Source organism: Arthrobacter sp. NPDC056727 (genome assembly GCF_042790555.1).
Lineage (GTDB): Bacteria > Actinomycetota > Actinomycetes > Actinomycetales > Micrococcaceae > Arthrobacter.
This window is the reverse complement of record NZ_JBHTZA010000032.1, coordinates 25061-47114: the sequence shown is the minus strand read 5'-3', so window position 1 is coordinate 47114 and position 22054 is coordinate 25061. Positions and strand designations below refer to the sequence as shown.

General features: G+C 67.3%; 21 protein-coding genes and 1 pseudogene. 11 read left to right on the top strand and 11 right to left on the bottom strand.

Going from position 1 to position 22054, the window contains the following annotated elements:
- Nucleotides 1-66: 66 nt before the first annotated feature.
- Nucleotides 67-1104, bottom strand: coding sequence for a class II fructose-bisphosphatase (gene glpX / locus ACFRAH_RS22160; RefSeq protein WP_331574111.1), 1038 nt, complete (start codon nt 1102-1104; stop codon nt 67-69).
- A gap of 205 nt (nt 1105-1309) precedes the next feature.
- Between glpX and ACFRAH_RS22155 the strand changes: the two genes are divergently transcribed.
- The 5 genes from ACFRAH_RS22155 (at nt 1310) to ACFRAH_RS22135 (ending at nt 6734) form a co-directional block, all read left to right on the top strand.
- A complete protein-coding gene (locus ACFRAH_RS22155; RefSeq protein WP_377993055.1) occupies nt 1310-1978 on the top strand; it encodes a DUF4245 domain-containing protein in 669 nt (222 codons plus the stop codon).
- A 9-nt stretch (nt 1979-1987) separates the two neighbouring features.
- Nucleotides 1988-2602: a carbonic anhydrase gene (locus ACFRAH_RS22150; protein WP_377993054.1), complete on the top strand. Its 615-nt coding sequence runs from the start codon at nt 1988-1990 to the stop codon at nt 2600-2602.
- Between the two features lie 87 nt (nt 2603-2689).
- Nucleotides 2690-4117 carry a class II fumarate hydratase gene (locus tag ACFRAH_RS22145; RefSeq protein ID WP_377993053.1) on the top strand — a complete coding sequence of 476 codons (1428 nt, stop codon included), beginning with the start codon at nt 2690-2692 and terminating at the stop codon, nt 4115-4117.
- 236 nt (nt 4118-4353) lie between these two features.
- Nucleotides 4354-5022: a TetR family transcriptional regulator gene (locus ACFRAH_RS22140; RefSeq protein WP_377993052.1), complete on the top strand. Its 669-nt coding sequence runs from the start codon at nt 4354-4356 to the stop codon at nt 5020-5022.
- Nucleotides 5019-6734, top strand: a complete 1716-nt coding sequence (locus tag ACFRAH_RS22135) for an MDR family MFS transporter (protein WP_377993051.1) — start codon at nt 5019-5021, stop codon at nt 6732-6734. The genes ACFRAH_RS22140 and ACFRAH_RS22135 overlap by 4 nt, the downstream gene beginning before the upstream one ends.
- 60 nt (nt 6735-6794) lie before the next feature.
- Here ACFRAH_RS22135 and ACFRAH_RS22130 read toward each other — a convergent pair whose 3' ends face one another.
- Nucleotides 6795-7346, bottom strand: coding sequence for a prepilin peptidase (locus ACFRAH_RS22130; protein ID WP_377993050.1), 552 nt, complete (start codon nt 7344-7346; stop codon nt 6795-6797).
- A 58-nt stretch (nt 7347-7404) separates the two neighbouring features.
- Here ACFRAH_RS22130 and ACFRAH_RS22125 point away from each other — a divergent pair, with 58 nt between their 5' ends.
- From ACFRAH_RS22125 to ACFRAH_RS22115, 3 genes are all read left to right on the top strand, one after another.
- Complete coding sequence (locus tag ACFRAH_RS22125) at nt 7405-8187, top strand: hypothetical protein (RefSeq protein ID WP_377993049.1); 783 nt, start codon at nt 7405-7407, stop codon at nt 8185-8187.
- A gap of 125 nt (nt 8188-8312) precedes the next feature.
- Nucleotides 8313-8867, top strand: coding sequence for a hypothetical protein (locus ACFRAH_RS22120; RefSeq protein WP_377993048.1), 555 nt, complete (start codon nt 8313-8315; stop codon nt 8865-8867).
- 49 nt (nt 8868-8916) lie between these two features.
- Entirely contained in the window at nt 8917-9573 is a 657-nt protein-coding gene (locus tag ACFRAH_RS22115) for a GNAT family N-acetyltransferase (protein ID WP_377993047.1), read from the top strand.
- 40 nt (nt 9574-9613) lie between these two features.
- On the opposite strand, the gene ACFRAH_RS22110 is transcribed toward ACFRAH_RS22115, so the two are convergent.
- Nucleotides 9614-11050, bottom strand: coding sequence for a PhoH family protein (locus ACFRAH_RS22110; protein ID WP_377993046.1), 1437 nt, complete (start codon nt 11048-11050; stop codon nt 9614-9616).
- A gap of 283 nt (nt 11051-11333) precedes the next feature.
- Nucleotides 11334-12095: an isoprenyl transferase gene (locus tag ACFRAH_RS22105; protein WP_377993060.1), complete on the bottom strand. Its 762-nt coding sequence runs from the start codon at nt 12093-12095 to the stop codon at nt 11334-11336.
- A 264-nt stretch (nt 12096-12359) separates the two neighbouring features.
- On the opposite strand from ACFRAH_RS22105, the gene ACFRAH_RS22100 reads away from it, so the two are divergent.
- A complete protein-coding gene (locus tag ACFRAH_RS22100; protein WP_377993059.1) occupies nt 12360-13001 on the top strand; it encodes a hemolysin III family protein in 642 nt (213 codons plus the stop codon).
- Here the strand turns inward: ACFRAH_RS22100 and ACFRAH_RS22095 are convergent.
- From ACFRAH_RS22095 to mca, 3 genes and pseudogenes are all read right to left on the bottom strand, one after another.
- A pseudogene (locus tag ACFRAH_RS22095) lies at nt 12982-15074 on the bottom strand (thioredoxin domain-containing protein). The gene ACFRAH_RS22100 and the pseudogene ACFRAH_RS22095 sit on opposite strands and share 20 nt — an antisense overlap.
- Complete coding sequence (locus ACFRAH_RS22090; RefSeq protein WP_003798018.1) at nt 15052-15330, bottom strand: hypothetical protein; 279 nt, start codon at nt 15328-15330, stop codon at nt 15052-15054. The pseudogene ACFRAH_RS22095 and the gene ACFRAH_RS22090 overlap by 23 nt, the downstream one beginning before the upstream one ends.
- 155 nt (nt 15331-15485) lie before the next feature.
- The gene (gene mca / locus ACFRAH_RS22085; RefSeq protein ID WP_377993045.1) at nt 15486-16391 is read right to left on the bottom strand and encodes a mycothiol conjugate amidase Mca; all 906 of its coding nucleotides are present in this window, start codon (nt 16389-16391) and stop codon (nt 15486-15488) included.
- An 84-nt stretch (nt 16392-16475) separates the two neighbouring features.
- Between mca and ACFRAH_RS22080 the strand changes: the two genes are divergently transcribed.
- Complete coding sequence (locus ACFRAH_RS22080) at nt 16476-16940, top strand: DUF4307 domain-containing protein (protein WP_377993044.1); 465 nt, start codon at nt 16476-16478, stop codon at nt 16938-16940.
- Between the two features lie 206 nt (nt 16941-17146).
- Entirely contained in the window at nt 17147-17641 is a 495-nt protein-coding gene (gene greA / locus ACFRAH_RS22075) for a transcription elongation factor GreA (RefSeq protein ID WP_377993043.1), read from the top strand.
- Between the two features lie 114 nt (nt 17642-17755).
- On the opposite strand, the gene ACFRAH_RS22070 is transcribed toward greA, so the two are convergent.
- The 4 genes from ACFRAH_RS22070 to ACFRAH_RS22055 are packed head-to-tail and all read right to left on the bottom strand — an operon-like array spanning nt 17756 to nt 21966.
- Nucleotides 17756-18361: a rhomboid family intramembrane serine protease gene (locus ACFRAH_RS22070; protein WP_377993042.1), complete on the bottom strand. Its 606-nt coding sequence runs from the start codon at nt 18359-18361 to the stop codon at nt 17756-17758.
- Between the two features lie 8 nt (nt 18362-18369).
- Nucleotides 18370-19608, bottom strand: coding sequence for a threonine ammonia-lyase (gene ilvA, locus ACFRAH_RS22065; RefSeq protein ID WP_377993041.1), 1239 nt, complete (start codon nt 19606-19608; stop codon nt 18370-18372).
- A gap of 3 nt (nt 19609-19611) precedes the next feature.
- Nucleotides 19612-20961, bottom strand: coding sequence for an AI-2E family transporter (locus ACFRAH_RS22060; RefSeq protein ID WP_377993040.1), 1350 nt, complete (start codon nt 20959-20961; stop codon nt 19612-19614).
- 51 nt (nt 20962-21012) lie between these two features.
- A complete protein-coding gene (locus ACFRAH_RS22055) occupies nt 21013-21966 on the bottom strand; it encodes an aldose 1-epimerase family protein (RefSeq protein ID WP_377993039.1) in 954 nt (317 codons plus the stop codon).
- Nucleotides 21967-22054: the final 88 nt, after the last annotated feature.

Below are 22054 nucleotides of genomic sequence, written 5' to 3'. Positions count from 1 at the left end.
GTTGTGGCCCCGAATCCGGTGGGAATCGGGGCCACAACTGTACGTTCGCGCTATGCGAGAGGGAGGCTAGCTCTTGCGGGCGTAGCCTTCCCACTTGCTGGCCTGGTGCTCGCCGTCCACGAAGCGGATGGTGCCGGACTTGGAGCGCATGACGATCGACTGCGTCAGGACCTTCTCCTTGTTGTAGCGGACGCCGCGGAGCAGGTCGCCGTCGGTGATGCCGGTGGCGGCGAAGTAGCAGTTGTCGCTGGTGACGAGGTCGTTGGTGGACAGGACCCGCTCAAGGTCGTGGCCGGCGTCGATCGCCTTCTGCTTCTCGTCGTCGCTGGTGGGCCACAGCCGGCCCTGGATCACGCCGCCGAGGGACTTGATCGCACAGGCGGCAACGATGCCTTCCGGGGTTCCGCCGATGCCCATGAGGGCGTCCACACCGGTGCCGGAGCGGGCAGCCGCGATGGCACCCGCGACGTCGCCGTCCATGATGAACTTGGTGCGCGCACCGGCTTCGCGGATCTCCTCGACCAGCGGGCGGTGGCGGTCGCGGTCAAGGATCATGACGTTGAGCTGGTTGACCTTGACGCCCTTGGCCTTGGCGATCAGGTGCAGGTTCTGCTTGACGGGCAGGCGCAGGTCCACCATGTCGGCGGCTTCGGGACCGGTGACCAGCTTCTCCATGTAGAACACGGCGGACGGGTCAAACATGGAGCCGCGCTCGGCGACGGCCAGGACGGCCAGGGCGTTGTTGATGCCGAGGGCGGTCAGGCGGGTTCCGTCGATGGGGTCGACGGCGACGTCGCACTCGGGGCCGGTGCCGTCACCCACCTGTTCGCCGTTGAACAGCATCGGGGCTTCGTCCTTTTCGCCTTCACCGATGACCACGACGCCGTTGAAGTGGACGGTGTGAAGGAAGGAACGCATGGCGTCGACGGCGGCGCCGTCGGCCTTGTTCTTGTCGCCGAAGCCAACCCAGTGGCCGCCGGCGATTGCAGCGGCCTCGGTGACGCGGACGAGTTCAAGGGCGAGGTTGCGGTCCGGCTCGTCGGTTCCGACGGCGAGCGACGGGGAAAGCGTTGAGTACTTCTGGGTAATGGACGCTGGTGACACGTGAACCTCTTCTTCGAGTGGCGATCATTGAACCCGCGGGGCCTGAGTCGACCATCGCGGTGATTCCTCTGTAACTGATCATAGTCGTGGAGCAGCCCCTCGGGCGGCGGATGACCACGCCTTGTAACGGACGCCGGGCCTCACCGCCGCCGGCTTCGAATGTGAGTTCGGACCGCCCATGGGCGACTATAGAAGGGTGAGTGATATGCAGGACCAGTCCGCCCCCTCGAGCCGCGTGCAGGCTCCCGCCCCCTCCCCCGCGCCGGCCAGCCAGCCCGTCAAGCCCGTAATCGCCGCCGCAGCGGCGAAGCGGGCCAACGCCTCGGTGATCGGAATGATCATCGCCCTCGTGGTGAGCATCGCGGCGTTCCTGCCCATCGTCCTGATGAACCCCTCCCCGAAATCGGACGGCTACCGTCCGGACATCGACGTCAGCGCCGTAGCCGGCAACGCTAGGGGTGTGGCGGGATTCACACCGGTAGCCCCCGCGCCGGGCGACACATTCCATCCGAATTACGCCCGCTGGACGGCGGCTGCGGGCACGGGGGTCGCGGCCTGGGAGGTCGGCTACGTGACCCCGAAGGAAAAATTCATCGGCCTGACCCAGACCAGCAAGGCCAACCCCACGTGGCTCCTGCAGCAGACCAAGAACGCACCTGTCACCGGCACCCGCAACGCCGGGGGCAAGGAGTGGGAACTCCACGACACGGGCAAGGGCGAGAAGAGCATGGTGCTCGCCTACCGCGGCACCACCGTGGTGCTGGCGGGAGACGCCAACCTGGAGGAGTTCGCGGTCGTGGCCGCCGCCGTCGTCAAATCCCTGGAAAGTAACCCTGCTGTCATTGTTTCCCCCACGGCGAGCCCCGCACCGTAAGGTGGGGCGGTGACCACTTACCTGACCCCTGCCCTGGCCTGGCGCCGTCTGCGCGAAGGCAACGAACGATTCGTCACCGGTGAATCCTCGCACCCCAACCAGGACGCCTCGCGGCGTTCATCGCTCGTGGAGACCCAGCACCCGTTCGCGGTGATCTTCGGCTGCTCCGACTCCCGGCTCGCCGCCGAGATCATTTTCGACGTCGGACTCGGAGACGTCTTCGTCGTCCGCACCGCGGGCCAGGTCATCGACGATGCCGTCCTCGGCTCGCTCGAATACAGCGTCGGCGTGCTGGGCGTCCCGCTGATCGTGGTGCTCGGCCACGACAGCTGCGGTGCGGTCACCGCCACGAAGTCGGCCGTCGAAACCGGCCAGATGCCGGCGGGCTTCATCCGCGACCTCGTGGAGCGGATCACGCCGTCCGTCCTCACGTCCCTGCGGAACGAGCAGACCGAGGTCAACGACATGGTGGTGGAGCACGTCAAGCAGACCTCCCAGCGCCTGGTGGACAGCTCGCGTGTGATTTCGGACGCAATCGAGTCCGGCCGGACAGCGGTCATCGGACTCTCGTACAGCCTCGCAGACGGCCGTGCGGACTTGGTTTCCGGAATCGGCGAGCTCTAAAAGCAGCCTGAGGACGCCCGGGCGGGCCACCGTTCGCAAGCCGTTCACGGTTTTCGGTGCGGCGCCCGGGCGTCCTAAGCTAGCCCCATGACTTCCACTGAAGAGTTCCGCATTGAACATGACACGATGGGCGAAGTCCGCGTCCCCGTGAACGCCCTGTACCGCGCGCAGACGCAACGTGCAGTCGAGAACTTCCCGATCTCCGGAAAAACCCTGGAACGTGCCCACATTGAAGCACTGGCACGGGTCAAGAAGGCCGCTGCCCAGGCCAACGCTGAACTGGGTGTGCTCGACGGCGAGCTGGCCAAGGCGATCGCGGATGCTGCCGATGAGGTGGCCACGGGCAAGTACGACGGCGATTTCCCCATCGACGTTTTCCAGACCGGCTCCGGCACGTCCTCGAACATGAACACCAACGAGGTCCTCGCTGAGCTGGCTTCACGCGCCCTGAAGGCCGCCGGCAGCGACAAGGTGGTCCACCCCAACGACCACGTCAACGCCTCGCAGTCCTCCAACGACGTGTTCCCCACCTCCGTCCACGTTGCCGCCACCTCGGCGCTGATAAACGACCTCATCCCGGCCCTCGGCTACCTCGCCGAATCGCTGGAGCGCAAGGCCGCTGAGTTCAAGGACGTCGTCAAATCCGGCCGCACGCACCTCATGGACGCCACCCCGGTCACCCTGGGCCAGGAATTCGGCGGCTACGCCGCGCAGGTCCGCTACGGCATCGAGCGCATCAACGCCGCACTCCCCCGCGTGGCCGAAGTTCCCCTCGGCGGCACCGCCGTCGGCACGGGCATCAACACCCCGGCCGGCTTCCCGGAGCGCGTCATCGAACTGCTCGCCACGGACACCGGCCTGCCGCTGACCGAAGCCCGCGACCACTTCGAGGCACAGGCCAACCGCGACGGCCTCATCGAAGCATCCAGCCAGCTGCGCAACATTGCCATCTCCTTCATGAAGATCAACAATGACCTGCGCTGGATGGGCTCCGGCCCCAACACCGGACTCGGCGAAATCGCCATCCCGGACCTGCAGCCGGGCTCCTCCATCATGCCGGGCAAGGTCAACCCCGTCATCTGCGAGGCCTCCATCATGGTCTGCGCCCAGGTCATCGGCAACGACACCGCCATCGCCTGGTCCGGCACCAACGGCGCCTTCGAACTGAACGTCGGCATCCCGGTGATGGCCGCGAACCTGCTCGAGTCCGTCCGCCTGCTGGCCAACACCAGCCGCGTCATGGCCGACAAGATGATCGACGGCATCACCGCCAACGTCGAGCGCGCCCGCTTCCTCGCCGAGGCTTCGCCGTCCATCGTCACGCCGCTGAACAAGTACATCGGGTACGAGAACGCCGCCAAGATCGCCAAGACCGCTGTTGCCGAGGGCCTCACGGTCCGCCAGGCCACCGAGAAGCTGGGCTTCGTCGGCGAGGGCGAAGGCAAGGTTTCCGAAGCAGACCTCGACAAGGCACTGGACGTCACCACCATGACGACCCCGGCCCACAAGGCCTAATTCCCCACCGCCTCCCCTGCGGAGGCACCTCTTAAGTACGACGGCGGCCGCCCACCTTCCCAGCGAAGGCGGGCGGCCGTCGTCGTTCCTTTTTGGAGTTTTTGTCCAGATATCGCGACTTGGCGGCCCTCCAGGTCGTGATATCTGTACAAAAACTCCAAAAGGCCCACCCGAAGAGCCCGACCACCAGAACTCCAAAGTTGCACTCTGGAGAGTAGAGTGCAAAACTTTACTCTGTGAATGAGAGTGCAACTACTGGCGGCCTGCGCGAGCGCAAGCGGGCCGCGACGCGGGCGGCGATTACCGCCGTCGCCCGTTCCCTGACCTCCGAGCGCGGGCTCAACGGCTACACCGTTGAGGATGTCTGCGAACAGGCAGGAATCTCCCGGCGGACCTTCTTCAACTACTTCCCCACCAAGGAAGACGCCATCCTGGGCCACGTGGACGACGAACTGCCCGCGGACGTCTTCGATGAGTTCCTGCGGGGCGGGCAAGGGTCCCCGGCGGGTGGGATCTCCGCCAGCCTGCTCCAGGACCTCCTGCAGCTCTCGCTGAGCATGTCCGAGCGGATGAGCAGCTCAGAGGAAGAGACACGCCAGCTGATCGGCGTCATCAAGAAGGAGCCGCAGCTGATGCTCAAGATCATCGGCGCGACCGAGGAGCGGGAAGCCCACTTCGCCGAGCTCCTTGCCAGACGCGAAGGCGTTCCGGCCAGCCACCCCGTGGTGCGGATGGCCGTGGTGGTCATGGGCAACATCGGCCGGCACACCAGCCTCGCCTACTTCTCCGAAGGCAACACCCGCACATACCGCGACCTGCTGCTCGAAAATTTCGAAGCCGCCAGGTTCCTGCTCTCCCAGCCTTATTCCCGGCCCACCAACACCCCCGCAGAAGGACAGCCATGAGCACCGCCGTCAGTTCCAAACCCGCAGCCGCACCGCTGCTGCTGACCCAGAAACGCATCTGGATCATCTTCTCCGCGCTGATCGCCGGCATGCTGCTGTCCAGCCTCGACCAGACCATCGTCTCCACGGCCATGCCCACCATCGTCGGCAAGCTCGGCGGTGTTGAGCACCAGGCCTGGATCACCACCGCGTACCTCCTCGCCACCACCATCGTCATGCCGGTCTACGGCAAATTCGGCGACATCCTGGGCCGCCGGAACCTCTTCCTGGTGGCCATCGCGCTGTTCACGCTTGCCTCCGTGGGCTGTGCCTTCGCCACGGACTTTTGGGGCTTCGTCATCTTCCGTGCCGTCCAGGGCCTGGGCGGCGGCGGCCTGATGATCCTCTCGCAGGCCATCATCGCGGACATCGTTCCCGCCAAGGAGCGCGGCAAGTACATGGGTCCGCTGGGCGCCATCTTTGGCCTCTCGGCTGTGGCCGGCCCACTGCTGGGCGGGTTCTTCGTCGACCACCTCACCTGGGAGTGGGCTTTCTACATCAACATCCCCATCGGCATCGCCGCCTTCACCATCGCCTGGTTCACCCTCACGCTGCCCAACAAGAAGGCCGGGAAGCGGATCGACATCCTGGGCGTCCTGTTCCTCTCCGTCGCCACCACCTGCCTGATCTTCTTCACGGACTTTGGCGGCAAGAAGGACGAGGGCTGGGATTCGCCTGTCACCTGGGCCTTCGGTGCCGGACTGGTTCTTGCCGCCGCTGCCTTCGTCCTGGTTGAGCGCCGCGCCGAGGACCCCATCATTCCGCTGAGCCTGTTCCGGAACCGGATCTTCGTGAACTCCACCGCCATCGGCTTCACCCTGGGCCTGGGCATGTTCGCCGCCATCGCCTTCGTGCCCACGTTCCTGCAGATGTCATCGGGAACCTCCGCCGCCGAGTCCGGGCTGCTCATGCTCCCGATGATGGCCGGCCTGATGGGAACGTCCATCTACTCCGGCATCCGGATTTCCAAGACCGGCAAGTACAAGATGTTCCCGATTCTCGGCGCCAGCCTGACCATCGCCGCCATGCTGTGGTTCACCACGCTGTCCGCCCAAACGCCCATCTGGGTCATCTGCGTCCAGCTGTTCCTCTTCGGGTCCGGCCTCGGCCTGATCATGCAGGTCATCGTCCTGGTGGTGCAGAATTCCGTTCCGGCGGACCAGATCGGCACCGCCACCAGCACCAACAACTACTTCCGCGAAGTGGGGGCCGCCCTGGGCGTGGCGGTGTTTGGCTCCATCTTCACCAACCGGCTTGCGGAGTCCCTGACCGGCGCCTTCACCGGAGCAGGTGCCTCGGCCGACCAGGCCTCCCAGTCCACCAAAACACTGGACCCGCAGACCCTCGGCCAGCTTCCCGCGCAGCTCCGGGATGCGATCGTCAACGCCTACGCCGACTCCCTCGCGCCGGTGTTCTGGTACCTCGTCCCCTTCATCGCCGTTGCCCTGGTCCTGGCCATCACCCTGAAGCAGATCCCGCTCTCGGACACCGCCGGCATGGTGGCGCGCGGCGAGGCGGTGGGCGGCGAGGAGGCCGAGCGGCTCGAGGCCGCCCTGCGCGGGCTTGAAATGGAGGAACCGGCAGTGCTCGAAACGGCAGTGCTCGAATCGGCGGTGCGTACGGCGGACGGTGTGAAGGACGACGACGGCGAGCTCGCCGGCCAGCGCCGCTGACCTCCCGCCGGGCTGCTGCTGCGGGGCCGCAAGTGTACGTTCGCGCTATGAGGGTAGGGCTTAAGCCGGCAGCAGCACCATCGCCGCGGCCGCTCCTGCCAGCATGAACGGCCCGAACGGAATGGCCGACTTGAGCGTCCCGCGCCGCAGCGCCAGCACGCCGATGCTCCACAGCCCGCCGAGGAGGAACGCGGCGAACGTCCCGGCAAAGACGTGCGTCCAGCCGAGGTAACCCAGATACAGGCCGAGGACGCCGGCGAGTTTCACGTCGCCGAACCCCATGCCGGGCGGGTACACCAGCCGCAGCAGAAAGTAGAACAGCCACAGCACCGCTCCCCCGGCCAGAATCCGCAGCGCCGGCACGCCGAAAAGGCGGGCCCCGCCGTCGGGCACTCCCGACGGATCCCCGACGGCGAGGGTCAGCACCGCCCCCAGCAGCAGCACGCCGGCCACAGCATAGGAGGGGAAGACGATCCGGTTCGGCAAAAGGTGGTGGCGGACGTCGATCACCGTGAGCCGCACGGCCATCACGGCAAAGTAGGCGCACGAGGCAAGCACCAGCCAGAACGCGGCGGGTGCGGCTTCCCAGAGTTCCCCCAGTCGTTGGATCACCCTCGGATGCTACTGGATTGCCCGGCCCGGCGCTGAGGGCCGCGCGTAAACTGTGGATATGGGGACCTGGGACGCCAAACACCGGCAGGAACACGGCGGCGGTGCTCCGCCCACCTCGGCTGCCTCTTTTCGCAACCTGTGCCGCTCGTCTCCGTGGAAATGGCAGTCCCTGCGCTTCGAATACACCGAGACACCGGGCAGCGATGTGGTCCGAGCCTGGCTGCGCCGGCCCGGTGCGCTCCGCCTGGAGTCCGCCGACGGCACGCTGCTCGGCAGCACCACGGGCATCAACGATTCCCGTGACGGCCTGTACATCAGTGCAACCCGGAAGTCGTGGCTTCTTCCTGCGCATCTGGTCACCCCGGTTTACGACGACGGCGGGCTGGTCCGGCGCCGCCCGGAGGCCGCCTACGGTGAACCCGCGTTCGGAAATGGCCGCTTCGCCGCTGCGCTGGATCCGGTGGAGCTGGCAGGCAATACCCCGGTGCCGCTGGAGTTTCCCAACGCCAACGCCGTGGAGATCCTGGAGCCCGTTCAGGCGGTGACGCACGAGGGCCGTCCGGCGCTGGAAACCGTGGCGTCGCCCAACCCCGGATACCGTCCGCTGGATCCGGCAGCGCCCCTCTGCGGACCGGGCCGGACCAGGATCCGCATCGATGCAGGCACCGGCGTGTGCGTGGCCGCCGAACCGCTCGAGGGCGAGGGGCGGCTTCCCGGGCACCGAATCCGGATCCTGGCGGTGGACGAGTACATGCTGGATGATCTCTTCGTCGCCGAGCCAATGAACCTTACGGATGTGCGGGAGCACATCCAGTGGCCGCTGCGGCCCAACCCCGCGTGACGGGCCGCCCCGCCTGACAGCGCCTGACTGACAGCGCCTGCCTGACAGCGCCTGCCCTGGCTGGCCGCCCGGAATGCGGGGTGCCATACAGGGTTTTTCCAACCTGGCCGCTTCAAACTCGTGCCATGTCAACCATGGCCCCAGACATCTCGACTCCTGGCACCGCGGGCACCGGCGGGACCGGTACCCGGCGCCGCCGGAAGCTGCTGCTGATCCCGCTCTCGCTGTTGTGTGCCATGGGACTCGTGCTGGGATACCTCTTCCTCACCGCCAAGCCGGAGGCCAGTACACCGCTGGGCGCCAGCGCGGTGATTCCCGGCGGCACGGCGAGGGTCAACGGCATCATCCCGCTGGAAAAGGACGGCTGGCTTCCGCCGGAACGCGTTCAGGTGCTGGACGAAGGCGCGTCTGCAGGGACCCACCGGGTGCGCATCCTGGTGCAGTTCACCGCGCTGGAAGGAGACGGCATCGGCCTGGACACGTCGCAGTTCACGGTGACGGGGCTGGGTGCCAACAGCATTCGCCCGCTGTGGACGTCGCCCGGGAAGACGCAGCTGCGGCGAGGGGAATCAGCCGACGCCACCATGGTCTTCGAGCTTCCCAACAAGGCGGTCGCCCTGGTGCTGGAGGGACCCGGCAATACCCGGCTGTCCCTCGGACTGTCGCACCACACCAGCTGACGGCGGCAGCCCACAAGGGCGTTCCTCGCGGATCAGTTAGGCTTCCGGAATGACCGAGCTGACCTCCGTGTGGCCCCCGTTCACCCTCACCCTGACCACTCCCCGGCTCACCCTTCGGCCAGTGCGCGACGACCACATTCCCCATGCCGTCGAAGCTGCGGCCAGCGGCATCCACGACCAGGGCCGCAACCCGTTCGGCACGCCGTGGACCGCGGTGCCCGCCGACGAGCTCGGCCCAAACATGGCCCGCTGGTACTGGCAGTGCCGCGCCGCGTCCACACCGGATTCCTGGACGCTGACGCTCGGCATCTGGCACGAGAGCACGTTCCTTGGCTGCCAGGACCTCTCGGCGCGGGACTTTTCGCTTCTCCGGACGGTCACCACCGGATCATGGCTGCGGAAAAGCGCACAGGGCCGCGGCTTCGGCAAGGAGATGAGGGCCGCCGTCGCGCTTTACGCCTTCGACTGGCTCGGCGCCGAAGCCTGCGAATCCGAAGCGGCCGACTGGAACACGGCATCCCTGGGCGTCTCCAGGTCGCTGGGCTACGAACTGAACGGCGTAACCCGCATGTCCTGGGCCGGCAAGCCGGAAACAGTCCAACGGGTCCGCCTCACCCCGGAAGGACTCAGCCGCCCAGACTGGCAACTGAAGGTGGAAGGCCACGAACCGGCGGCGAAGTTCCTCCTGGGGATCGCCGCCGGTTGAGCTCGGTTTCGGCAAGCTCAACCAGCGGCTTTTCCTCGGTCTACGCCCCTTCGAGGAGGTCCGTGACGAGCGCCGCGATGGGCGAGCGTTCGGAGCGGGTGAGCGTAATGTGGCCGAAGAGCGGGTGGCCCTTGAGCGTTTCGACGACGGCTGCGATGCCGTCGTGCCGTCCCACCCGGAGGTTGTCGCGCTGGGCGACGTCGTGGGTGAGGACGATCTTCGAATTCTGCCCGATCCGGCTCATGACGGTCAGCAGGACGTTCTTTTCGAGCGACTGGGCCTCGTCCACGATCACGAAGGCGTCGTGCAGGGAGCGTCCGCGGATGTGGGTCAGCGGCATGACTTCCAGCATGCCGCGGTCCATGACCTCCTCCACGACTTCCTGGCTCACGAGAGCACCCAGGGTGTCGAAAACCGCCTGCGCCCAGGGGTTCATCTTTTCCGCCTCCGAGCCCGGCAGGTAGCCGAGCTCCTGGCCGCCCACAGCGAAGAGCGGGCGGAAGACGATCACCTTGCGGTGCTCCCGGCGCTCCAGCACCGCTTCCAGGCCGGCACACAGGGCAAGGGCTGACTTCCCGGTGCCCGCGCGTCCGCCCATGGAGACGATGCCCACGGCGGGGTCCATCAGCAGGTCGATGGCGAGCCGCTGTTCCGCGGAGCGCCCGTGGAGGCCGAAGATGTCGCGGTCCCCCTTGACCAGGCGGACCTGCTTGTCAGCACCCACACGGCCCAGTGCCGATCCGCGGCTGGAGAGCACCACCAGGCCGGTATTGACGGGCATCTCTGCAGCAGCCGGAATGAAGACCGGTTCGTGGCCGTAAAGCGTGGAGATTTCCTCGTCGCTGGCGTCGATCTCGGCTACCCCCGTCCACCCGGAGTCCTTCACGAGCTCGTTGCGGTATTCGTCGGCCAGCAGGCCCATGGCCGAGGCCTTGACCCGCATCGGGAGGTCCTTGGACACCACGGTGACGTTGCGCCCCTCGTTGGAGAGGTTCTTGGCGACGGCGAGGATGCGGCTGTCGTTGTCCCCGCCACGGAATCCGGCCGGCAGGACTTCGGCCGAGATGTGGTTCATCTCGATCATGAGCGTGCCGCCCGCGTCGCCCAGCGGAATGGGCCGGTTCAGCCCGCCGTGCTGGATGCGAAGGTCGTCGAGGAGCCGGAGCGCCTTCCGTGCGAAGTAGCCCAGTTCAGGGTCGTGCCGCTTTCCTTCAAGTTCGGTGATCACCACGATCGGCACAATGACTTCGTGCTCCGCGAACCGCAGCAGGGCGCGGGGGTCGGAAAGCAACACGGAGGTGTCGATAACGAAAGTGGAGACTGACGGCTGGGTTTCAGTCTTTGGGCCGGAAACAGCAAGACCGGCTGCGGCGTCTTTCATGTCCGCACCGGTCTTTGAATTGGCTCGCATGGCGCGAGAGGTAGCCTTCTCACCCTTGTCCGTGATGACGTCGGGCAGTTGTTCAGAAATAGCCACATCGACTCCAGCCCCGGGGCACATGCCCGGAATTGTTATTGGTGAGGCGGTTCGGCCACGAGGCCGGATCCGGCCTCCCATACAGCCGGTGCGATAAATCGCTCCATGTACTGGCCTCCCCGATCAGCCGGCGGTTTGCCTGCTGATGGGTTTAACGTAAATCGCCCCGAACTAATTTCCAACGTCTTCGGCCGGCGATTCCTGTTGCCGGCGTGTGAATTCGGCGTGAACGGAGGAGGCCCGCAGAGAGGCCCGCAGAGAGGCCAACAGACGCCGCACAGGGCTAGGAGCCGAAGCGCCGCTGCCTGCCCGCATAGTCGCGCAAGGCGCGGAGGAAATCCACCTTCCGGAATGCGGGCCAGAGCGCCTCGCAGAAGTAGAACTCGCTGTAGGCGCTTTGCCACATCAGGAAGCCTGAGAGCCGCTGCTCTCCGGAGGTCCGGATTACCAGGTCCGGGTCAGGCTGCCCGCGGGTGTAGAGAAAGCGCGAGATGTCCTCCACGCTCAGTGAGTCGGCAAGTTCGCTGATGTCGGCATTGTGCGCCACGGCGTCGTGCAGCAGTTCGCGCACCGCATCCACGATCTCGCGCCGGCCGCCGTAGCCGACGGCCACGTTCACGTGCAGTTTCTCGCGCACCGGCGTGCGGGCCGTGAGCTTGGTCAGGCGCTCCGCCAGGTAGTCAGGGAGCAGTTCCGGGGCGCCCATGGCGTGCACCGAAATGTCGGCATCCTCGTCCAGCCGGTCCAGGGTATTGGCGATGATGCCCATGAGGAGATCGAGCTCCTCGCCGGAGCGGCTCATGTTGTCCGTGGAGAGCATGTACAGCGTGACCACCCGGACGCCCAGCTCCTGGCACCAGCCGAGGAACTCGTGGATCTTGTCCGCGCCGGCCTGGTGGCCCTGGCTGGTGGGGGCATTGAACTGCCGGGCCCAGCGCCGGTTGCCGTCCACCATGACGCCGATGTGCCGTGGGATCCGTTCGGGTTCCAGGGAGCGCAGTAGTTTGCGCTCATAGAAGCCATAGAGGAACCCGGGCCATTCCATCCGGAGATTCACCTGACTTCCTGCTGTACGACTTTTGTGCAAGTCCTAGGCTACCGCCCGGAGGCGGCGGCCGCGTGCAGGCGGCCGCACCGCGGACCGACGACGAAGCTCCCCTCACCGCGCCAACGATACGTTACTTGTGGGTAACTTACTGAACCGTAGGTTATTCTTGAGGGCATGAGGAGCAATGCCCCGGACGGCGGCACGGGCGCCCCGGACCCAACAGGGTCAGAGCCCACCGCCGTCGACGACGCCGCGGCACGCATCGCGGAACTGCTGACCATCAAGCCCAAATGGCGGGGTTGGATCCACACCGTCACCGCGCCGTTCGCCCTGGCTGCGGGGGTTGTCCTGGTAGTCCTGGCCCCGACGGCGGACCGGAAGATCACGTCCGCCATCTACGCCCTCACCGGCGTCCTGCTGTTCGGCGTCAGCGCGGTGTACCACCGCGGCAACTGGTCCCCCGGCGTCAAGCGGGTCCTCAAACGGCTGGACCACACGAACATCATGCTGGTGATCGCCGGCAGCTACACGCCGCTCGCGTGGAGCCTCCTGGACAGGCCGACGGCGCAGATCCTGCTCTGGCTGATCTGGTCCGCGGCGGTCCTGGGCGTGTTGTTCCGCCTGCTGTGGACCGACGCGCCGCGCTGGCTGTACGTGCCCATCTACGTCGGCCTCGGCTGCGGGTCGCTGTTCTACCTTCCCGCGTTTTTCGCGGCGAGCATCCCGGCGGCGCTGCTCATCTGCGTCGGCGGCGCACTCTACATCGCCGGGGCCGTGTTCTACGCGCTCAAGAAGCCGAACTTCAGCTACCAGCACTTCGGCTTCCACGAACTGTTCCACGCGTTCACGGTGCTGGCCTTCGCCGCGCACTTCGCAGCCATCCTCATTGCCGTGCTGAGCTGACGCCTTCGAGCGCCTCCCCGGCGGTGGCCACGGGCCGGTCGCAGACCATGCCGCGGCACACGTACACCAGGGGTGCGCCGCCGGGTCCGGCGGGCCGGTGCCGCAGCAGCGGCACCTGGGCCGGCTTTCCGCCGTCGTCCGCTTCTCCTGCCGCCACCACCAGTCCCGGGCTCGGGGACAGCAGCAGCGCGCGGTGCAGCGCGTCCCGTCCGGGACCGGCAGGCCCGACGACGGCGGCCTCCACCGGCCCGGCCAGCGCGGCCTGCGCTGTGGCCAGCAGCCAGCCCGCCACCCGCGGGGCCCGCGTTGCGAGCGGGGGCACCAGGGAAAGGATGTTCCCGGACATGGCGCGGTGTTCGGCGGAGCCGGAGAGGGCAGCGTAGCTCAGCAGGACGCCGGCGAAGGCGGCCGCACCGCTGGGCGTGGCGTTGTCAAAGGGTTCCAGGCCGGGCGTTCCGCCCTGGGCGCTGACCACCTGTTCAGATTCCCCGGCCGAGTCGGCGAGACTTCCGCCGTCGATGAAACGGGCGCAGGCGGCCTGGATCAGCGCCTCGGCGAGCGCGTACCAGCGCTGGGCACCCGTGGCCGAACACAGCGCCAGGAAGCCGTCCGCGCAGAATGCGTAGTCCTCCAGCAGTCCGCCGATCCCCCCGCGGCCGTCACCAGGTCCGGCCGGTCCAGGATGGCACCGGCTTCGGCGAGCCCTGCCACGGCGAGTCCGTTCCAGCCGGCCACCACCTTCTCGTCCCGCGCGGGCTGCGGCCGCCGTGCCCTGGCTTCCTGAAGGCGTGGCCTGACCTCCCGCCAGAGCCGTGCCTCGTCGCCATCCAGGGCCCGGCCCGGGTGCAGCGGCGAGCCGAGCTCCGAGACGGTGCCGCGGGTGCCGATATTCATCATCCAGGCGACGGCCGCGGCATCCTCCGCACCGAGCACCAGCTCAAGACCGCCTGCAGTCCAGAGGTAGCTGGCCCCCTCGCGGTGCTCCCCGTCCACCACAGAGTCCGCATCCAGCGAGGACGCCAGTCCACCGTCTGCCAGTCCACCGTCTGCCAGTCCACTGTCCGGCAGCCCCAGCGCGGAGAGCATCCAGTCGGCGGTCCGCGCCGTCACATCCGCAGCCTCCGCCGCCGGCAGGCCAGCTGTCCCGCCGAGCCTGATCCAGTGGACGTAGGTCCGCAGCAGCTGGGCGTTGTCGTACAGCATCTTTTCGAAGTGCGGAACGGACCAGTCGCGCGTCACCGAATACCGGGCGAAGCCGCCGTCGAGCTGGTCGAAGAGAGCCGAGCGGGCCATGGCCGCGAGGGTGCGCCCGGCCATCTCCCGGGCCTCTTCGGCGGTATCGGAGGGAACCGCCGCGTGCCGGACCAGGAACTCCAGAACGGCCGACGGCGGGAACTTGGGGGCGGTACCGGACCCGCCGTCGTCGGGGTCTTCGGACTCTGCCAGGGAACGGACCGCGGCAGCCAGCAGGCCGGCGTCGGGCGGTTCCGGGGGACGGGAGACGTCCACGGCGGCCGCGAGCTGCACCTGGCCCATGTTCTGTGCCAGCGAGCGGGCGTTGTCCTCAACAGCATCGCGGCGTTCGGTCCAGGCCTCGTACACGGCCTGGAGGACCTGGCGGAAGGACGGACGTCCGGGCATGGGCCGCGGCGGGAAGTAGGTGCCCGCGTGGAAGGCCAGGCCCGCGGGGGTCAGGAAGACGGACATGGGCCAGCCGCCCTCACCGCTGATGGCCTGCGTGGCGGCCATGTAGACCGCGTCAACGTCCGGACGTTCCTCGCGGTCCACCTTGACCGCCACGAAATGGCTGTTCAGGTACTCAGCAGTGCCCTGGTCTTCGAAGGACTCGCGGGCCATGACGTGGCACCAGTGGCAGGCGGCGTAGCCGATGGACAGGAACACCGGGACGTCCCGGGACTCAGCGGCCGCAAAGGCGGCGTCCCCGAAGGGCTGCCAGTGCACCGGGTTGCCGGCGTGCTGGCGCAGGTAGGCAGAAGGCTCGGTGCCGAGGGCGTTGCGCTCCCCCGGCCCGGGCTGCCCTGATGCGGGATCAGGTGTCGGTGCGGCCTGCATTGCCGTTGGCGGCGTCGTCGCGGGCGATGTCCGCCGCCTCGGCGGCGGCCTGGCGTTCTTCCTCAACCTGCGCACGGTACCGGACGCGGCGGATGCGGCGCACCATGTCCACGATCAGCAGCGCGGTGAGCACCACGATGAAGGCGGTCAGCAGGAAGCCCAGGAGTCCGGGCGTGACCTGATCCTGGGACAGCCCGGGGCGCAGCGACGGCGAGGGTGCCGGGGACGATGCCAGGGCAATGAGCAAATGGTGCACTGTTCAAACCTTCTCAAGGCTGGGGCCGCCGTCGGCCGTCTGGGCTGGCGTCCGGCCCGCTGGTACGCGCGCGGCCGCTTCGGCCGCCACACGGTCTTGTACGCGGGGTCTTCCAATGAGCATTTTCTACACGGGATAGAAAATGTCTCTTGTCTCTATCTTAGCCCCGCGAAGAGGTCCTTTTCCGGCAGCTCCGGGGCCACGTTCGAGCGGATCAGCGTGTAGTCCTCCCAGGGCCAGACGCGCGCCTGCATCTCCGCCGTGACAGCGAAGAAGAAGCCCAGCGGGTCCACCTGGGTCCGGTGGGCCCTGAGCGCGTCGTCACGGGTCTCGAAGAAGGCGCCGCAGTCCACCTGGGTGGTGGTTTCGTGGGTGGGCAGCGGCGGCGTGTGCCCTTCGGCGTCGGCCTCGAGCCAGGCAGCAAGGCGCTGGGCGTAGGGCGACTGGAGCCCGGCCTCCTCCAGCGCAAAGTGCAGGGCACGGAAGCGTTCCGGGCTGAACGCGCGGTCGTAGTAGAGCTTGCTGGGCTCCCAGGCTTCCCCGGTGCCCGGATACCTGGCGGGGTCCCCCGCGGCGTCGAAGGCTTCGGCCGCAACCCGGTGCGCCATGATGTGGTCCGGGTGCGGATAGCCGCCGTTTTCGTCATAGCTGACCATGACGTGCGGCTTGAAGTCCCGGATCAGCCTCACGAGCGGGGCCGCGGCGCGTTCCAGCGGCTGCAGTGCGAAGCAGCCGGCCGGCAGCGGCGGGAGCGGATCGCCCTCAGGCAGCCCCGAATCCACGAAACCCAGCCAGCGCTGCCGGATGCCAAGGATCCGGGCGGCCTCGTTCATTTCCAGGCGGCGGGCGCCTGCCATGTCCCGCTTCGGATGCGGCGCGGACTCCATGGCGGGGTTCTGGATGTCACCGCGCGAACCGTCCGTGCAGGTCGCGACCATCACGTCCACACCGGCCGCGGCGTACATCGCCATGGTGGCTGCGCCCTTGCTGGATTCGTCATCCGGGTGGGCGTGGACTGCCAGCAGGCGAAGCTTGGACGACTGGCTGGGGGACGCTGTCATCTGGGACTGCTCCTCTTTCTCCTGGGACGGACTGCAATGCTGGCGCCGGATTTTTCCCGGGTTGATCGCCACTAAACTGGAAGGGTGACTACCGAGGACAAGTCGGCCACTGCCCAGCCTGCAGACATTAGCCTAGCCAATCGCTATGGCCGTCCAAAGCGCAGACTGTCCGGAAAAGCCAGGCGCTGGGCCATAATTGCGGCGCTGGCAGTCGGGATGGGCTTTCTGGCCTGGGTTTCCACGTCCAATGCCACGGCGTCGGTGACGTTCAAGGACATCGGCTACCGGACCACCGATGCCACCCAGGCCGAGGTGGACTTCCAGGTGACCAGGGAACCCGGCACCGCGGTCAAGTGCGCCATCAAGGCGCTCGATTCCAAGTTCGCGGTGGTCGGCTGGAAGGTGGTCGACATTCCGCCTGTCGATGAGGCGCAGGGCCAGAGCACCGACGGCGGGCGCACCGTCGCCCAGCGGGTTGTCCTGCGCACCGAATCGCAGGCCGTCTCGGGCGTCGTGGACAACTGCTGGATCCCTAAGCCCGCGGCCTGATCGCCCGCCCACAGGGCAGCCGGGAAACGGGCAGCGGAAGAAGCCGTGTGACCCACGCCGCTTGGTTATTGGGTTTACTCCACAGGATTGACTACAATGGATCAATACCTTTACCCCGCTGAGATGGTTGCTGAGTTCCACAGGTGGCCACCGTGGCGGGGTCTTTGTTTGTATGACCGCCTGTACACCCACTAGAGGAGAAGTCCGTGTCTACCACTAACAGTGCGCCCGCAGCTTGGCTTACCCAGGAAGCTTTTGATCGCCTGAAGGCAGAGCTGGACCACCTTTCCGGCCCCGGCCGTGCGGAAATCGTCCAGAAGATCGACGCTGCCCGTCAGGAGGGAGACCTCAAGGAGAACGGCGGTTACCACGCTGCGAAGGAAGAGCAGGGCAAGATCGAGGCCCGCATCCGCCAGCTGACCGTCCTGCTCCGCGACGCCCACGTCGGCGAGGCACCTGCCGATGACGGAATCGTTGAGCCCGGCATGATCGTCGTCGCCCGCATCGCCGGCGACGAGGAGACCTTCCTGCTCGGCTCCCGCGAAATCGCGGGCGACTCCGACCTGGACGTCTTCAGCGATAAGTCCCCCCTCGGTTCCGCCATCATGGGCCACAAGGAGGGCGACAAGCTCAGCTACACCGCCCCCAACGGCAAGGACATCTCGGTGGAGATTATTTCCGCCAAGCCTTACTCGGGCTAACACAGCCTCCGTCCGCGGTCGCAGCAAACGCACGACGCCGGCCTCCCCCTTTCCGGGGACGGCCGGCGTCGTGCTTTAAATCGCCTTAGTTCTGCTTGGGACGGGCAACAGCGTTCAGCGCCGGGTGGCCCGTACCCGCAGCACCACGCCGGCCAGGACGCCGCCGGCGGCGCCGCCCAGATGGGCCTGCCAGGACACGTAGCCGGCCACGTTCGGAATGATCCCGAAAAGGATGCTGCCGTAGGCCAGGAACAGCACCACGGAGAGGAGAATCTGCCACCAGCTGCGGTTGAAGAAACCGCGCACCAGGAGGAACGCGAACAGGCCAAAGACCAGGCCGGAGGAGCCCACCGTGACTCCGCCGGCGCCGAACAGCCAGACGGCCAGGCCGGAGCCCAGCCAGCTGCAGGCGACCGCCGTGAGGAAGACCCGGATCCCGGACAGGAACACCAGGAACCCGAAGATGATCAGCGGCAGCGCATTGGACAGCACGTGGTTGAGGTTGGCGTGCAGCAGCGGGAACGTGAACACGTCCAGGATGCCGTCGGCGCTTCTGGGCCTGAGCCCGAAGACGCCGTTCAGCGAGTGCAGCAGCACGGTGTTGAGCAGCTCGATGGCGAACAGGAGCGCCACGAACGATCCCACCACCAGCAGTCCGGCCTTGGCACGGGCGGCCGCCGTTTGCCTGGTGGCGGGCGCCTCCCCCGGCCTGTCCAGCATGGCCGCTCCTAGTGCACCACGATCGGTTGGAAGCCCTCGGCACGCAGGGCACCGAGGACCTGTTCGCCGTGCTCGTGGCCCTTGGTCTCCAGGTTCACCGTGATGGACACGTCGCCCATGCTGATGGAGCCGCCCACGCGGGTGTGGTCGAGGCCGGTGACATTGGCGTCGTTCTCGGCGATGATGCGGGCGATGGTGGCCAGCGAGCCCGGGCGGTCATCAAGCATCATGCGCACGGTCATGTAGCGGCCGGCGGCGGACAGGCCGCGCTGGATCACCTTGAGCATCAGCATGGGGTCGATGTTGCCGCCGGACAGCACGACGGCGGTTGTTCCGGGGTTCTCGATCTTGCCGTCCATGAGGGCCGCCACGCCCACCGCACCGGCGGGCTCCACCACCATCTTGGCGCGTTCCAGCAGGAAGATCAGGGCGCGCGCCAGGGAGTCTTCGCTGACCGTGACCACATCGTCCACCAGTTCGCGGATGATGCTGAACGGCAGTTGCCCGGGCCGGCCCACGGCGATGCCGTCGGCCATGGTGGAAACCCTCTTGAGCGGCACCAGGGCGTCCGCCGCCAGCGAGGGCGGGTACGCGGCCGCGTTCTCCGCCTGCACGCCGATGATGCGGATTTCGCGGCCGAGTTCCTTGGCGCGGGCCTTGACGGCCACAGCGACGCCGGCCAGCAGGCCTCCGCCGCCGACGCCCATCAGGATGGTGTCGACGTTGGGCACCTGCTCGAGGATCTCCAGGCCCAGGGTGCCCTGGCCGGCCACCACGTCCACGTTGTCGAAGGGGTGGACGAAGACGGCTCCGGTGTCGTCGGCATACCGCTGGGCCTCGGCCAAAGCCTCATCCACGTTGTGCCCGTGCAGGACCACCTCGGCGCCGTGGCTGCGGGTGGCGGCGAGCTTGGGCAGAGCCACGCCGAGCGGCATGTAAATCCGGGCCTTGATGCCCAGGCTCTTGGCGGCGACGGCCACGCCCTGCGCGTGGTTGCCTGCGGAAGCGGCCACCACGCCGCGCCTTTTTTCAGATTCGGAGAGGCGTGCCATGCGCACGTAGGCGCCGCGCACCTTGAAGGAACCGGCGCGCTGCAGGTTCTCGCACTTGAAGTAGACCTCGCCGCCCACCATGGCACCCAGGGCCCGGGAGGACTCCACCGGGGTCCGCGCAATAATCCCGTCCAGCAGCTTCTGCGCCTCAAGGACATCGTCCAGCGTGACGGGAAGGCTTTCGGGGGTGTTCACGAACTATTCTCCTTTGGGTGATTCGGCCTCGGCACCCGGGGCGGCCTTGCCGTCCGGGGCGCCGTGTGCAGTGCCGGCGGGGTTGCCGTGGCCGGAATGCGGGCCCGGCAGCCGGACATTCTTGAACGTGTTGTCCTCGTCGGCAGCGGCCAGGTCTGCGGTACCCGCGGCAGCCGGCACAAGTTCATGTTCCCACGTTCTGGCAGCAATATACCGAATCGCCGAATTTGCTACGGCCAGGATGGGGACCGAGAACAGTGCCCCGGGGATGCCCGCGAGGTAGGAACCGGCGGCAACGGAGAGGATCACGGCCACCGGGTGCAGGGCAACGGCCTTGCCCATGACCAGCGGCTGCAGGATGTGGCTTTCCAGCTGCTGCACCAGCAGCACGATGCCCAGCATGATCAGGGCGTTGATCGGGCCGTTGGCCACCAGGGCCAGGAGTACGGCGATAACGCCCGTCACGAGCGCACCGACCACGGGGATGAAGGAGCCGATGAACACCAGCACGCCCAGCGGCAGGGCCAGCGGGACACCGATGATGGCCGCACCGACGCCGATGCCCACGGCATCCACGAAGGCCACGAACAGCTGGATCCGGGCATAGCTGACCATGGAGGTCCACCCGCGCCGGCCGGCGCCGTCGGCGGGGATCCGCGCCTGCCGCGGCAGGAGCCGGACCAGGAACCCCCAGATGCGGCTGCCCTCCAGGAGGAAGAAGATGAGGATGAACAGCGCCAGGACCAGTCCCGCCGCAAAGTGGCCGGCGGTGCTCCCGAAGGACAGGGCGCCGCTGAGAATGCTGCTGCTGTTGTTCTGCAGCGCGGCCGTGGCCTCCTGGATGTACTGGTCGATCTGGGTGGCCGTCAGGTGCAGCGGGCCCTCGGCCAGCCAGTCCTGCACCTGCTGGACGCCGGTCAGCGCCTCACCCCACAGCTCCTGGAAGCCGAGGGCCAGTTGCCGGCCGACCAGGGCCAGGGAACCTGCGATGAGGCCGATGAAGCCAAGGACCGTGATGGCGACGGCCAGTCCCTGCGGGATGTGCGACGTCCGCAGCCACCGCACCACGGGGCTCAGCAGGCCGGCCAGCAGGGCCGCCACCATGACGGGAATGATGAGGAAGCTGACCTTGGCCAGCAGCCAGACCAGCGCCCCGATCACCAGGAGGATCAGGCCCAACCGCCAGGACCATGCCGCCGCAATGCGCACCCCATAGGGAATGTCCTGCTCCAAGTCACGGTCGGTCCGGATGCGCCGCGGTTCGAGGCGCTCGAACGGGCCGCGCCCGAACGGCCGGGCCGCGCTTGTCGTGTTGGCTGCGTCGTCTGGTGTGGCGTCCTTTGCTGGCGTCATAGCCCAATACTTCCCTAGCCGCCCGGCTATGGGAAACAAGGCTCGCCCGTCCTACCCCAGGTCAGCGCGGATGCCCCAGGTGATGGTGAACGAGTCCCCGGGGGCCAGCCAGCGGAGGCTGTCCCCGGAGTTGAAGGCATTGGCCGGGCCTGTCATCGGTTCCAGTGCCACGGCTGCCGGCCGGCCGGGGTAGGTGCGGCTGACGAACACGTGGACGAACGGGCAGGTCCCGTCCTGCCAGAGGCTGACGCTGCGGCCGTCCGGCGCGGTCAGCGTGTGGCGGGCGGTCCCGCCGTCGAACGCCAGATCCGTCAGGGCGGCGTCGAGATCCAGGTCCCCCACAGTCTTGCCACCCCGCAGGTCACTGTCTGCCGAAACGGGTTCGGCGCTGCGCGGAATAAGCCGCTCATCCGCCACCAGCCGCGTTGCAGCGTTCACAGTCAGGGTGAGCTCCTCGGAGGGAACATCGCCGATCCGGAGATAGGGGTGCGCCCCCAGCACGAACGGCGCCTCGGCGTCGGAATCGTTAATCAGCGTTTGCCGCACCTCCAGGCCCAGGTCTTCGGCCAGGGAGTACTCCACGCGGTGCCGCACCAGGAACGGGTAGCCGTGCTGGGGGAACACCGGGGCCTCCAGGGTCACCGCAAACTCGGATTCGGCGACCAGCGAGTATGACGCGTTGCGCAGGAGCCCGTGGCTGGCGTTGTTCTTGGACACCTCGGTAATGTCCAGCTGCTGTTTCTTGCCGTTCAGGTGCCATACCCCGTCCTCCACGCGGTTGGCCCACGGCGCCAGGGTGATGCCCGTCGCGCCGGGCGGAATGTCGGAATCCCCGTAGGACTCGGTCAGCTGCACCTCTCCCCGGCTGTACCACCGCAGCCCGGCGGCCAGCTCGGTGACCACGGCGAGCGCGTCGCCCCGCCTGAGCTCGTACTGCCTGCCCGTGGCGTACCGCCGCTGGGACTGGAGGGATTCGCTGGTTTCGGATGTGGCGCCGGAAGTCATGGACCTACCGTACAACGCACGCCGCCCCTCGGGATCTTGTTATCTTTTGTTAGAAAGTATTTGTTTTTGATCGCTTTGTGTGACAATG

What these genes read in the sequence shown, in the direction of transcription:
- ACFRAH_RS22155 (WP_377993055.1), top strand. Translation starts at nt 1,310, where the DNA reads ATGCAGGACCAGTCCGCCCCCTCGAGCCGCGTGCAGGCTCCCGCCCCC.
- ACFRAH_RS22145 (WP_377993053.1), top strand. Translation starts at nt 2,690, where the DNA reads ATGACTTCCACTGAAGAGTTCCGCATTGAACATGACACGATGGGCGAA.
- ACFRAH_RS22135 (WP_377993051.1), top strand. Translation starts at nt 5,019, where the DNA reads ATGAGCACCGCCGTCAGTTCCAAACCCGCAGCCGCACCGCTGCTGCTG.
- ACFRAH_RS22125 (WP_377993049.1), top strand. Translation starts at nt 7,405, where the DNA reads ATGGGGACCTGGGACGCCAAACACCGGCAGGAACACGGCGGCGGTGCT.
- ACFRAH_RS22120 (WP_377993048.1), top strand. Translation starts at nt 8,313, where the DNA reads ATGTCAACCATGGCCCCAGACATCTCGACTCCTGGCACCGCGGGCACC.
- ACFRAH_RS22115 (WP_377993047.1), top strand. Translation starts at nt 8,917, where the DNA reads ATGACCGAGCTGACCTCCGTGTGGCCCCCGTTCACCCTCACCCTGACC.
- ACFRAH_RS22105 (WP_377993060.1), bottom strand. Translation starts at nt 12,095, where the DNA reads ATGGAATGGCCCGGGTTCCTCTATGGCTTCTATGAGCGCAAACTACTG.
- mca (WP_377993045.1), bottom strand. Translation starts at nt 16,391, where the DNA reads ATGACAGCGTCCCCCAGCCAGTCGTCCAAGCTTCGCCTGCTGGCAGTC.
- ACFRAH_RS22070 (WP_377993042.1), bottom strand. Translation starts at nt 18,361, where the DNA reads ATGCTGGACAGGCCGGGGGAGGCGCCCGCCACCAGGCAAACGGCGGCC.
- ACFRAH_RS22060 (WP_377993040.1), bottom strand. Translation starts at nt 20,961, where the DNA reads ATGACGCCAGCAAAGGACGCCACACCAGACGACGCAGCCAACACGACA.
- ACFRAH_RS22055 (WP_377993039.1), bottom strand. Translation starts at nt 21,966, where the DNA reads ATGACTTCCGGCGCCACATCCGAAACCAGCGAATCCCTCCAGTCCCAG.